The sequence below is a fragment of the Pseudomonas sp. 20-5 genome (genome assembly GCF_056782835.1).
Window position 1 is genome coordinate 5,714,784 of sequence record NZ_CM165584.1, and the last position, 12,462, is coordinate 5,727,245.

The 12,462-nt window shown below is 66.1% G+C and carries 7 protein-coding genes; 2 read left to right on the forward strand and 5 right to left on the reverse strand.

Annotated elements, in window-relative coordinates; all coding sequences use genetic code 11:
* The first annotated feature begins 55 nt into the window (after positions 1 to 55).
* A complete protein-coding gene (locus AC1RB9_RS26325; protein ID WP_003103694.1) occupies positions 56 to 1,129 on the forward strand; it encodes an AraC family transcriptional regulator in 1,074 nt (357 codons plus the stop codon).
* Between the two features lie 73 nt (positions 1,130 to 1,202).
* Positions 1,203 to 2,183, forward strand: a complete 981-nt coding sequence (locus AC1RB9_RS26330; protein WP_003103696.1) for a PA5033 family protein — start codon at positions 1,203 to 1,205, stop codon at positions 2,181 to 2,183.
* Between the two features lie 121 nt (positions 2,184 to 2,304).
* Here the strand turns inward: AC1RB9_RS26330 and hemE are convergent, their stop codons facing one another.
* The 5 genes from hemE to aroB all read right to left on the reverse strand — a co-directional run bounded on the left by hemE (position 2,305) and on the right by aroB (position 12,449).
* Complete coding sequence (gene hemE, locus AC1RB9_RS26335; RefSeq protein WP_003103698.1) at positions 2,305 to 3,372, reverse strand: uroporphyrinogen decarboxylase; 1,068 nt, start codon at positions 3,370 to 3,372, stop codon at positions 2,305 to 2,307.
* Between the two features lie 176 nt (positions 3,373 to 3,548).
* The gene (locus AC1RB9_RS26340; RefSeq protein WP_003095829.1) at positions 3,549 to 4,982 is read right to left on the reverse strand and encodes an FAD-dependent oxidoreductase; all 1,434 of its coding nucleotides are present in this window, start codon (positions 4,980 to 4,982) and stop codon (positions 3,549 to 3,551) included.
* A 28-nt stretch (positions 4,983 to 5,010) separates the two neighbouring features.
* Complete coding sequence (gltB, locus tag AC1RB9_RS26345) at positions 5,011 to 9,456, reverse strand: glutamate synthase large subunit (protein ID WP_003103700.1); 4,446 nt, start codon at positions 9,454 to 9,456, stop codon at positions 5,011 to 5,013.
* Between the two features lie 224 nt (positions 9,457 to 9,680).
* Positions 9,681 to 11,336, reverse strand: a complete 1,656-nt coding sequence (locus AC1RB9_RS26350) for an AAA family ATPase (protein WP_023130378.1) — start codon at positions 11,334 to 11,336, stop codon at positions 9,681 to 9,683.
* 6 nt (positions 11,337 to 11,342) lie between these two features.
* On the reverse strand, positions 11,343 to 12,449 hold the full coding sequence (gene aroB, locus AC1RB9_RS26355) for a 3-dehydroquinate synthase (protein ID WP_003107839.1): 1,107 nt from the start codon (positions 12,447 to 12,449) through the stop codon (positions 11,343 to 11,345).
* Positions 12,450 to 12,462: the final 13 nt, after the last annotated feature.

Sequence of the window (12,462 nt, forward strand, 5' to 3'; positions counted from 1 at the left end):
GCGGCAGACGCGCTCGCGCCAGACTGCCGATCATTTCGGGCCAGGACACGCCAGCATGAGCCGCCGCACGGACTCCGACGCACCGACCATCACCGCTGCCTATCCGCGCCTGCTGCTCGGCCTGCTGGAGGAACGCGGCCTGGACGGACGTGCGCTGCTGCGGGAAATCGGTCTGTCGACGCTGCGACTGGAAGAGCCGGAAGCACGCGTCACATCGCAGCAGTACCAGGCGATCGCCGCCACGGCGCTCGCGCTGAGCGGCGACCCCGGCCTCGGCGCACAGCTCGCCTTGCGCACGCCTCCCACCGCCCATGGCAGCCTGGGCTACGCGATGATGGCCTCGGCGACGCTCGGCGATGCCTTGTGCCTGGCGCTGCGCTACATGCCGCTGCTGCAGGGCAACGTCGAAATCAGCCTGCTGCGCGAGGACGAGCAGGTGATCCTGCGCCTGCTGCCAGGCCCTGCGCTCCCGCCGGCGCTGCACCGGTACTTCAGCGAAGCCCTGCTGATCGGCCTGTATCGGTCCGGCGCCTGGCTGCTCGGCGAACCGGCCCTGGTCGGCAGGCTCGACTTCGACTACCCCGAACCTGCCGTGCCTGTGCCGCTGCCGCAGTGCCGCTACGACCAGGCCCACGTCCAGTTGGTGTTCCCCGCCATCCTGCTCGCCCGCTCGCTACCGATGGCCGATCCGGCTGCGTTGCGCCGCGCCCGCGAACACTGCGAGCGCGAACTGGCGCTGCTCGATGCCGGCCGCCGGGACATCTGCGCCCGCGTGCGGCTGGAGCTGGAACGCCAGGAACAGCGCTTCCCCAACCTGGAGGAAGTAGCCGCGCGCCTGCACCTGTCCAGCCGCAGCCTCAAGCGGCATCTGCATGACGCCGGCACCAGCTTTCGCCAGTTGCTCGGTCAGGCTCGCCAGCGCCAGGCCTTGCGATTGCTGCGGCGTCCCGAGGTGTCGTTGCAGCGTATCGCCCTGTACCTGGGTTACAGCGATCCAACCAACTTCACCCGCGCCTTCAAGCGCTGGACCGGCGAGCCGCCGAGCGACACCCGCGCCCGCCTGCTGGGCGGGCAACCAGTTTCACGAACAAATGCCAAGCGCTCGACAAATCCCTCGCGTTTCCCTTGAGCGCGGCAAGCGCTGTTCTATGCTGCTGCGGCCGGCATCCGGCCGGCCTCGACAGCGATATGAAAGGGACTTTATGAAACCAGCGATCAAGCGCGCCTGCCTGCTCGGCACGGCACTGTTCTCCCTCTGCGCCAGCGCAGCCCAGGCGGCCGGCGTTCTGGTAGGAACCTGGGACCTGCGGGGCAACGGCCAGCTCGCCGCGGTCTACCGCGACGGCGCCAACCTGCAGGTGGTGGAAGGCGGCAGCACCCGCAACTACAGCTTCGGCAACGTGGTCTGGTCGGTCTTCGGCGCCACCGATACCGACGGCCAGCCCGGCGCGGAAATCCTGGTCAAGGCCGGTCCCGACCTGGTGATCGTTTCCCACGCCAGCACCACCCAGCGCAAGTACCCGGTAGGCAACGTCTCCTGGGCGATCATGCGCGCCACCGACGTCGACAACGTCGCCGGCGACGAAGTCATCCTCAGCATCGGCAACGGCGTGCGCACCGTATTCGATCGCACCCGTACGCAACGCGACGCCACCTTCAGCTACAACGGCACCTGGGGCCTGTTCGACGTCGCCGACGTGGACGGCGCGCCGGGCAAGGAACTGGTGCTGAACATGGGCAACGGCGTCAAGGTCATCGACCCGCGCACCAGTGGCGCCAAGGACTTCACCTTCAGCGGCTACCACGCGCTCGCACAGATCGCCGACCTCGACGGCCAGCCCGGCGCGGAGATCATCGGCCGCACCAGCACCGGCATCTACGTGATCAGCAACGCCAGTTCCCGCAAGGAATACAACATCGGCGCCAGCGCCTGGGCACTCTATGGCGGCACCGCGGACACCGACGGCAAGCCGGGCAACGAGCTGATCGTGGTGATGCAGGGCAAGGTGCGGGTCATCCACCACGCCAGCGGCGCCAGCAGCGACTACCGCATCGGCGACGTCAACTACAGCATCGATTCGGTGGCCGACATGGATGGCCAGCCGGGCGCGGAAATCCTCGTGCGCGACGCCAACGGCAAGCTGTTCGTGATCAACGACCGCACCGGCAAGGTAAGCAGTTGAGCCGGGCGGGTTGCGTAGGGCGGGTACGCCACCGGCACGACCCCGCCAGCCAACGCGCCGGAGGGCCGTCGGCCCGCGCATGAAAAAAGGGGAGCCTCGGCTCCCCTTCTTTCGTTCCGGCTCAGCCGTGGTACTGCGCCGACAGCTCGTGCACCGCCTCGAAGAAGGCGCCGGCATGGGCCGGGTCGACTTCCGGGGTGATGCCGTGGCCAAGATTGAACACATGCCCCGTACCCTTGCCGTAGGCCGCCAGGATCCGCGCGACTTCGGCGCGGATCGCCGCCGGATTGGCGTAGAGCACCGAGGGATCCATGTTGCCTTGCAGGGCTACGCGCTCACCGACACGGGCCCGGGCGCTGCCGATGTCGCAGGTCCAGTCCAGGCCCAGCGCCTCGGCGCCGACCTCGGCCATCGACTCCAGCCACAGGCCGCCTCCCTTGGTGAAGAGGATCACCGGCACCCGGCGTCCGTCGTGCTCGCGGATCAATCCATCGACGATCTTGCGCATGTAGGTCAGGGAGAACTCCTGGTAGGCCGCCGCCGACAAGCTGCCGCCCCATGAGTCGAAGATCTGCACCGCCTGGGCGCCGGCGTGGATCTGCCCGTTGAGGTAGCTGGTCACCGATTGCGCCAGCTTGTCCAGCAGAGCGTGCATGGCCTGAGGGTTGTCGTAGAGCATCGCCTTGGACTTGCGGAAGTCCTTGCTCGAGCCGCCCTCGACCATGTAGGTGGCGAGGGTCCAGGGGCTGCCGGAGAAGCCGATCAGCGGTACGCGGCCGTTCAGCTCGCGGCGGATGGTGCGCACGGCATCCATCACATAGCCCAGGTCCTGTTCCGGATCGGGAACCGGCAGCGCCTCGATGTCGGCCAGCGACGAGACCACCTTGCGGAAGCGCGGGCCTTCGCCGGTCTCGAAGTACAGGCCCTGGCCCATGGCATCGGGAATGGTCAGGATATCGGAGAAGAGGATCGCGGCGTCCAGCTGCGGGTAACGGTCCAGCGGCTGCAGGGTCACTTCGCAGGCCAGCTCCGGGTTCATGCACAGGCTCATGAAATCGCCGGCCTTGGCACGGGTGGCACGGTATTCCGGCAGGTAACGACCGGCCTGGCGCATCATCCAGACGGGGGTGACATCGACGGGCTGCTTGAGCAGGGCGCGGAGGAAGCGGTCGTTCTTCAGGGCAGTCATAACGGCATCCGATCAAAGGCTGCTGGCTTCACGCGGGCGCGTGCGGAAGGGGGTTATCCACAGGCCGGCGGGCGAAAAGGGCCGCTATTGTCGCAAAGCACAAAACAAAAGGCACGGCGGGGGCCGTGCCTTTTGTCTATCGCGGTGATTTGTCGCAGCGCCGGTGGCGCCGCGGATCAGACGCCAAGGTAGTCGAGGATGCCTTCGGCCGCGGTACGTCCTTCGAAGATCGCCGTCACCACCAGGTCGGAACCACGGACCATGTCGCCACCGGCGAAGATCTTCGGGTTGCTGGTCTGGTGCTTGAACTGCGCCTGCGCCGGAGCCACCACGCGGCCCTGGCTGTCGGTGGCGATCTCGAAGCGCTCGAACCACGGCGCCGGACTCGGCCGGAAGCCGAAGGCGATCAGCACGGCTTCCGCCGGGATGATCTCCTCGGAACCGGGGATCGGTTCGGGGCTGCGGCGGCCGCGGGCGTCCGGCTCGCCGAGACGGGTCTCGACCACCTTCACGCCTTCCACCCGGTCCTCGCCGACGATGGCGATGGGCTGGCGGTTGAAGAGGAACTTCACGCCCTCTTCCTTGGCGTTCTTCACTTCCTTGCGCGAACCCGGCATGTTTTCTTCGTCACGGCGATAGGCACAGGTCACCGACTTGGCGCCCTGGCGGATCGAAGTGCGGTTGCAGTCCATCGCGGTGTCGCCGCCGCCCAGGACCACCACGCGCTTGCCCTTCATGTCGACGAAGTCCTCGGCCGACTTCTCGAAGCCGAGGTTGCGGTTCACGTTGGCGATCAGGAAGTCCAGGGCGTCGTGTACGCCCGGCAGGTCCTCGCCGGGGAAACCGCCCTTCATGTAGGTGTAGGTGCCCATCCCCATGAACACGGCATCGTACTCATCGAGCAACTGCTCCATGGTCACGTCCTTGCCGATCTCGGTGTTCAGGCGAAACTCGATGCCCATGCCGGTGAACACCTCGCGGCGACGGCTGAGGACGTGCTTCTCCAGCTTGAACTCGGGAATGCCGAAGGTCAGCAGGCCGCCGATCTCCGGGTTGCGGTCGAACACCACCGGGGTCACGCCGTTGCGCACCAGCACGTCGGCGCAGCCGAGGCCGGCCGGGCCGGCGCCGATCACCGCGACGCGCCTGCCGGTCGGCTTGACCTTGGACAGGTCCGGACGCCAGCCCATGGCGAAGGCCGTATCGGTGATGTACTTCTCCACCGAGCCGATGGTCACCGCGCCAAAACCGTCGTTGAGGGTGCAGGCGCCCTCGCAGAGGCGATCCTGCGGGCAGACCCGGCCGCAGACTTCCGGCAGGGTGTTGGTCTGGTGCGACAGTTCGGCGGCGGCCAGGATGTTGCCTTCGGAAACCAGCTTCAGCCAGTTAGGGATGAAGTTGTGCACCGGGCATTTCCACTCGCAGTACGGGTTGCCGCAGCCCAGGCAGCGGTGGGCCTGGTCGGCGGCCTGCTGCGGCTTGAACAGGTCGTGGATCTCCACGAACTCGCGCTTGCGCTGGCGCAGCAGCTTCTTCTTCGGGTCCTTGCGCCCGACTTCGATGAACTGGAAGTCGTTGTTCAGGCGGTCGGAATTCAGACGTTCAGACATATCGAAACCTCATCACAACTTCGGGCGCTTATTGCGGGTTGGCACGGGTGCTGGTCAGCAGCGAACCGAGGCTGGCCGCCTTCGGTTTCACCAGCCAGAACCGACGCAGGTAGTCATCCAGGTTTTCCAGGATGTTCGCGCCCCACTCGCTTGCCGTTTCGTTCACGTACTCGACCAGGACCTTGCGCAGGTGGCTGCGATAGGCCTCCATCGCCTCGCCGCTGATCCGCTGGATTTCCACCAGCTCGTGGTTCACGCGGTCGACGAAAGTGTTGTCCATGTCGAGGACGTAGGCGAAGCCCCCGGTCATGCCGGAGCCGAAGTTGTAGCCGGTCTTGCCCAGCACGCAGACGAAACCGCCGGTCATGTATTCGCAGCAGTGGTCGCCGGTACCTTCCACCACCGCATGGGAACCGGAGTTGCGCACGGCGAAGCGCTCGCCGGCGGTTCCGGCGGCGAACAGCTTGCCGCCGGTGGCGCCGTACAGGCAGGTGTTGCCGACGATGGCCGATTCCTGGGTCTTGAACGGACTGCCCTTGGGCGGGGTGATCACCAGCTTGCCGCCGGTCATGCCCTTGCCTACGTAGTCGTTGGCGTCGCCTTCCAGGTACAGGTGCAGGCCACCGGCGTTCCACACGCCGAAGCTCTGTCCCGCGGTGCCCTTGAAACGGAACACCACCGGTGCCTTGGCCATGCCCTGGTTGCCGTGCAGGCGGGCGATCTCGCCGGATACCCGCGCGCCGATGGATCGGTCGCAGTTGCAGATGTCCAGCTCGTACTCGCCGCCGCTCAGGCCTTCGATGGCGGCCTTCGACAGCTCGACCATCTTCTCGGCCAGCAGGCCCTGGTCGAACGGCGGGTTTTTCTCCACCTCGCAGAACTGCGGCTTGTCGGCCGGGATCAGCTCACTGCCCAGCAACGGAGCGAGATCCAGATTCTGCTGCTTGGCGGTCTCGCCGGGGAGGATCTCCAGCAGGTCGGTGCGGCCGATCAGCTCGCCCAGGCTGCGCACGCCGAGGCGCGCCAGCCACTCGCGGGTTTCCGTGGCGATGAAGGTGAAGAAGTTGATCACCATCGCGGTGGTGCCGATGAAGTGGTCCTTGCGCAACTTGTCGTTCTGCGTCGCCACGCCGGTGGCGCAGTTGTTCAGGTGGCAGATGCGCAGATACTTGCAGCCCAGGGCGATCATCGGCGCGGTGCCGAAGCCGAAGCTCTCGGCGCCGAGAATGGCCGCCTTGATCACGTCCAGGCCGGTCTTCAGGCCGCCATCGGTCTGCACCCGGACCTTGCCGCGCAGGTCGTTGCCGCGCAGGGTCTGGTGGGTTTCCGCCAGGCCCAGTTCCCAGGGCGAGCCGGCGTACTTGATCGAGGTGATCGGCGAGGCGCCGGTACCGCCGTCGTAGCCGGAGATGGTGATCAGGTCCGCATAGGCCTTGGCCACGCCGGCGGCGATGGTGCCGACGCCCGGCTCGGATACCAGCTTCACCGATACCAGCGCCTGCGGGTTGACCTGCTTGAGGTCGAAGATCAGCTGCGCCAGGTCTTCGATGGAGTAGATGTCGTGGTGCGGCGGCGGCGAGATCAGGGTCACGCCGGGCACCGCATAGCGCAGGCGGGCGATCAGGCCGTTGACCTTGCCGCCCGGCAACTGGCCGCCCTCGCCGGGCTTGGCGCCCTGGGCCACCTTGATCTGCAGGACCTCGGCGTTGACCAGGTATTCCGGGGTCACGCCGAAGCGGCCGGTAGCCACCTGCTTGATCTTCGAACTCTTCAGCGTGCCGTAGCGCGCCGGGTCCTCGCCGCCCTCGCCGGAGTTGGAGCGACCGCCCAGGGTGTTCATCGCCTCGGCCAGCGCCTCGTGGGCCTCCGGCGACAGCGCGCCAAGGGAAATCCCGGCGGCATCGAAGCGCTTGAAGATGGCTTCCAGCGGCTCCACCTCGTCGAGCGCCAGCGGCTGCGCGGCGGTCTTCACCTGCAACAGGTCGCGGATCATCGACACTGGGCGCTGGTCCACCAGCGCGGTGTATTCCTTGAACTTCTCGTAGTCGCCCTGCTGCACGGCAGCCTGCAGGGTATTCACCACATCCGGGTTGTAGGCGTGGTATTCGCCGCCATAGACGAACTTCAGCAAGCCGCCCTGCTGGATCGGCTTGCGGTTGCTCCAGGCCTCGGCGGCCAGGAGCTTCTGCTCGTTCTCGATATCGACGAAGCGCGCGCCCTGGATGCGGCTGGCGACTCCGGTGAAGCACAGGTCGGTGACCTCGTCGGACAGGCCCACCGCCTCGAACAGCTGCGCGCCACGGTAGGACGCGACGGTGGAGATGCCCATCTTCGAGAGAATCTTCATCAGGCCCTTGGAGATCCCCTTGCGGTAGTACTTGAACACCTCGTAGAGGTCGCCCAGCACTTCACCGGTGCGGATCAGGTCGGCCAGCACCTCGTAGGCGAGGAACGGATAGACCGCCGAGGCGCCGAAGCCGATCAGCACCGCGAAATGGTGCGGATCGCGGGCGGTGGCGGTCTCCACCAGGATGTTGGAGTCGCAGCGCAGCCCGGTCTGCACCAGGCGGTGATGCACCGCACCGACGGCCAGGGCAGCATGCACCGGCAGTTTGCCGGGAGCGATATGGCGGTCGCTGAGGATCAGCAGCACCTTGCCGCCGCGCACGGCTTCCTCGGCCTGGTCGGCGATGTTGCGCACCGCGGCCTCCAGGCCCATCGACTCGTCGTAGTTGAGGTCGATGAAGTGGCGGTCGAAGCCCGGGCGGTCCAGGGTCATGATGGTCCGCCACTTCGCCGGCGAGATCACCGGAGTGGTGAGGATCGCCTGGTTGGCATGGTGCGGGGCTTCCTCGAAGATGTTCTGCTCGACGCCCAGGCAGGTTTCCAGGGACATCACGATGGCTTCGCGCAGCGGGTCGATCGGCGGGTTGGTGACCTGGGCGAATTGCTGGCGGAAGTAATCGTACGGAGAGCGGATGCGCCGGGAGAGGATCGCCATCGGCGTATCGTCGCCCATGGAGCCCACCGCTTCCTGGCCCTGCTCGCCGAGCGGACGCAGCACCTGGTCACGCTCCTCGAAGGTGACCTGGAACATCTTCATGAATTGCTTGAGCTGGTCGGCGTCGTAGCTGGCCACGCCATGGTCGTCGTCCAGGGTCGCCTGGATGCGCAGGGCATTCTGCCGCAACCATTGCTTGTAGGGATGGCGCGACTTCAGGCGGTTGTCGATGTCGTCGCTGTGCAGGACCTGGCCGGTCTCGGTGTCCACCGCGAGGATCTGCCCCGGGCCGACGCGACCCTTGGCGATGACGTCCTCGGGCTTGTAGTCCCAGACGCCGATTTCCGAAGCCAGGGTGATGTAGCCGTTCTTCGTGGTGACCCAGCGCGACGGGCGCAGGCCATTGCGGTCGAGCAGGCAGACGGCATAGCGACCGTCGGTCAGCACGACGCCGGCGGGGCCATCCCAGGGCTCCATGTGCAGCGAGTTGTACTCGTAGAACGCGCGCAGGTCGGCGTCCATGGTTTCGACGTTCTGCCAGGCCGGCGGGATGATCATGCGCAGGCCGCGGAACAGGTCCATGCCGCCGGTGACCATCAGTTCGAGCATGTTGTCCATGCTCGACGAGTCGGAGCCGACGCGGTTCACCAGCGGGCCGAGCTCTTCCAGGTCGGGGATCAGTTCGTTGGTGAACTTGGTCCGCCGCGCCTGGGCCCAGTTGCGGTTGCCGGTGATGGTGTTGATCTCGCCGTTGTGGGCGAGGAAGCGGAACGGCTGCGCCAGCGGCCATTTCGGCAGGGTGTTGGTGGAGAAGCGCTGGTGGAATACGCAGATCGCGGTCTGCAGGCGCTCGTCGCCAAGGTCCGGATAGAAGGCGGCCAGGTCGGCCGGCATCATCAGGCCCTTGTAGATGATGGTTTTGTGCGAAAAGCTGCAGATGTAGTGGTCGCTGTCGGCGGCGTTGGCCACCGACGAGCGGCGCCGTGCGCTGAACAGCTTGATGGCGAAGTCCTGGTCGCTCAGGCCGGCGCCGCCGATGAACACCTGTTCGATCTGCGGCAGACGCTCCAGCGCCAGGCGGCCGAGAACGCTGGTATCGATCGGCACCTTGCGCCAGCCGACCAGCTCCAGTCCGGCGGCGACGATCTCGCGATTCATGTTCTCGCGTGCCGCCTCGGCTTTCACCGGGTCCTGGTTGAAGAACACCATGCCCACCGCGTATTGCTCGGGCAGGTCGACAGAAAAGGCTTCCCTGGCGACGGCACGCAGGAACAGGTCGGGCTTCTGGATCAGCAGCCCGCAGCCGTCCCCGGTCTTGCCATCGGCATTGATCCCACCGCGGTGGGTCATGCAGGTCAGTGCTTCGATTGCGGTTTGCAGAAGTTGATGGCTCGGCTCGCCCTGCATATGGGCGATCAGGCCAAATCCGCAGTTATCCTTGAACGTTTCAGGATGGTACAGACCTGCTTTCATAAGGAACTCTCACCGGCAAAACTTTTTTAGTCATCTACTTCGCCTGTCACCCGCTCATGCGGCGAGTTTTCGACAGGCAAAGGGAGGCCATTGTACATAGGTGCACAAGGCCTCACAAATTTTGCGGCGAGAAAATGAAATTCAATGTCGCCAAAATGAAAGACGAAACCCGCCGGTCATGCTAACGACTAGCGAGTTTCGTCAAGAGGCGACGGCAGGTCGGATCAATGCGCCTGGCCGATCTCCTGCTGGATGCTGGCGAAGGTACGCGGCCACGGCTTGCCGGCCTGCACCTTGGACGGCAGTTTTTTCACTGCGGCCAGGGCGGCGGCACGGTTCGGGAAGCTGCCATAGGTGACGACGTAGAACGGCTTGCCTTGCAGGGTTTTCTTGAAGTAGCGGAAATCGCCGCCGCCCTGCTGGCGAATGAACGCCTGGGCATTGGCTTCGGAGCCGGTACCGAGGATCTGCAGGGCGAAGTTACCACCAGACTGGTTGCGATACCACTGACTTCCCGCACCGACACCGCTGGCCGGCTTGGCGGCCGGAGCCGGGGCCGGCTTCGCCGCGGCGGTGGTGGCCGGCTTGCTCGCCGCCGGCTTGGCCGGAGCGGGGGCCGGGGCCGGCTTGCTGGCCGGGGCGCTGGCGACCGGCGCGGCCGGTGCCGGGGTCTGCGCCGGAGTCGGGGTCGCCGCAGGCGCGGTCGGTTCGGTCGGCGCCGGCGGCACCGGATGCATCGGCGTGACGCCGTTGTTGGCCAGCGGCGTCACCGGAGGAGCCGAGCTGGAAACGGTAGGCGGCACCGCGGCGGACGGCAGGCCGCCTTCGTCGTCGCCACCTTGCCCGGCGGCCTGGGCCAGCGGCTCGCGAATGACCGGCTGCGACTCGCCGACCAACGGTAGCGGCAACGGCTGGCTGGAGCCGTTGAACTCCACGGCCGGGCCGCTGCCCGGCTGCTGGGCCTGGGCCGGCGTACCACCATTCATGGACAATTCGGTAGAGGCGGTCTGCGGCGCCTCCGGCTTGCTCTTGCCTTGCATGAACCAGGCGGCGATCACGCCGATGGCCACGACCGCAAGAATCACCAGATGCTTCTTGGGCAAGTTGAAAGACCCTCCGGTTGCCTTGCGCGCTGCGCCACGATTGGCCAGCATCGCTTCGATCAGGGCATCGCGGGCGACCTGGTTGATCGCTCCCGGCCAGCCTTCCGACTGCTCGTGGATGTCCACCAGCAGGTCGTTGGAAATCAGCTCGATGCCCTGCCCGGCGCCCTCGAGACGCTGGGCCAGGTAGTCGCGGGTTTCCTCTTCGCTGTATGGCTGCAATTCGATGGCATGGAAGCGCTCCTCACCCTCGGAAAACACCTCCAGGCGCGGCAGCAACGACGGCTCACCGAACAGGAATACATGCAGGCGTCCCTCGTTGGTGCCGGAAGCCAGCAGCAACAGCACTTCCAGCGCGCTGTCCTGGAGCTGTTCGGCATCGTCCACCATCAGGTAGACGTCCTGCCCGGTGATCGCCAGCTGCGCCACCTTGGTCAGGATCGCCTCCAGGCTCGCCTGGTTGATGCTCAGGCCCTGCGCCACCTGGCGCAGCAACGAAGTCTCGTCGGCGGCGGTGCGCGCCGAGATCACCACGCTGAGGACCGCATCCTTGTTGGTGCTGGCCACCAGCGCCTGGCGCAGCAGGGTCTTGCCGCTGCCCAGGGGCCCGGTGACCAGCAGCAGGAGCTGGCTGTAGCGGGCCAGATGGTGCAACTGGCCGAGCACCGGCTTGCGCTGCGCCGGGAAGAACTTGAAACCCGGAACGCGCGGCGCGAACGGGTCGTGACTGAATTGGTAGTGGCCCAGGAAGGCCTCATCGGCATGCAAGCTGGTCATGGGACCTCATTCATCTCCAAGCTGGTCGGCCAAGGCCCGATAGTCGGTGCGCAGGGTCGCGTCCAAGATCTCACGGGGAAAATCGCCGGTGACCACGGCATTCCCCAGTCCTTGCAGCAAAACCAGACGCAGGCGGCCATCGAGCACTTTCTTGTCGACGGCCATGTGTTCCATAAAATCTTCCGCCGTCATCTCGGCCGGCGGTACCACGGGCAGGCCAGCCCGGCGCAGCAGGCGGATACCGCGATCGCGCTCGGCGGCGCTCAGCCAACCCAACCGATGCGACATCTCGAGTGCCATCACGGTTCCCGCCCCTACCGCTTCGCCGTGCAGCCAGACGCCGTAACCCTGCTGGGTCTCGATCGCATGACCGAAGGTATGGCCGAGATTCAGCGTGGCACGCACGCCCGACTCGCGCTCGTCGGCGCCCACCACGCGGGCCTTCGCCGCGCAAGAGCGCTCGATGGCCTCGGTGACAACGGTCGGCTCCAGTGCCAGCAAGGCATCCATGTGCTCTTCCAGCCAGGTGATGAACGGTTCGTCGCAAATGAAACCGTACTTGATCACCTCCGCCAGCCCGGCGGACAGCTCGCGGGACGGCAGCGTCTTCAGCGACGCGGTGTCGATGACCACCGCCTGGGGCTGGTAGAACGCACCGATCATATTCTTGCCCAACGGATGGTTGATCCCGGTCTTGCCGCCCACCGAGGAGTCGACCTGGGACAACAGGGTGGTCGGCACCTGGATGAAGTTGACCCCACGCTGGTAGCAGGCCGCGGCGAAACCGGCCATGTCACCGATGACGCCGCCGCCCAGGGCGATCAGGGTAGTCTTGCGGTCATGCCGCTCCTTCAGCAGGGCATCGAAGATCAGTTGCAGGGTTTCCCACTGCTTGTAGGCCTCGCCGTCGGGCAGCACCACAGGGGTGACCTCATGGCCTTGCAGTGCCTTGAGCAGGGTTTCCAGATAGAGAGGAGCGACCGTTTCGTTGCTGATCACCGCGACCCGGCGACCGACGATATGCGGCGCGAACCAGCGGGCGTCGCCCAGCAGGTTTTCACCGATGTAAATGGGATAGCTACGCTCGCCTAGATCGACGTGAAGTGTGCGCATGAGGCCCCCAGAC

What these genes read in the sequence shown, in the direction of transcription:
- AC1RB9_RS26325 (WP_003103694.1), top strand. Translation starts at nt 56, where the DNA reads ATGAGCCGCCGCACGGACTCCGACGCACCGACCATCACCGCTGCCTAT.
- AC1RB9_RS26330 (WP_003103696.1), top strand. Translation starts at nt 1,203, where the DNA reads ATGAAACCAGCGATCAAGCGCGCCTGCCTGCTCGGCACGGCACTGTTC.
- hemE (WP_003103698.1), bottom strand. Translation starts at nt 3,372, where the DNA reads ATGACTGCCCTGAAGAACGACCGCTTCCTCCGCGCCCTGCTCAAGCAG.
- AC1RB9_RS26340 (WP_003095829.1), bottom strand. Translation starts at nt 4,982, where the DNA reads ATGTCTGAACGTCTGAATTCCGACCGCCTGAACAACGACTTCCAGTTC.
- gltB (WP_003103700.1), bottom strand. Translation starts at nt 9,456, where the DNA reads ATGAAAGCAGGTCTGTACCATCCTGAAACGTTCAAGGATAACTGCGGA.
- AC1RB9_RS26350 (WP_023130378.1), bottom strand. Translation starts at nt 11,336, where the DNA reads ATGACCAGCTTGCATGCCGATGAGGCCTTCCTGGGCCACTACCAATTC.
- aroB (WP_003107839.1), bottom strand. Translation starts at nt 12,449, where the DNA reads ATGCGCACACTTCACGTCGATCTAGGCGAGCGTAGCTATCCCATTTAC.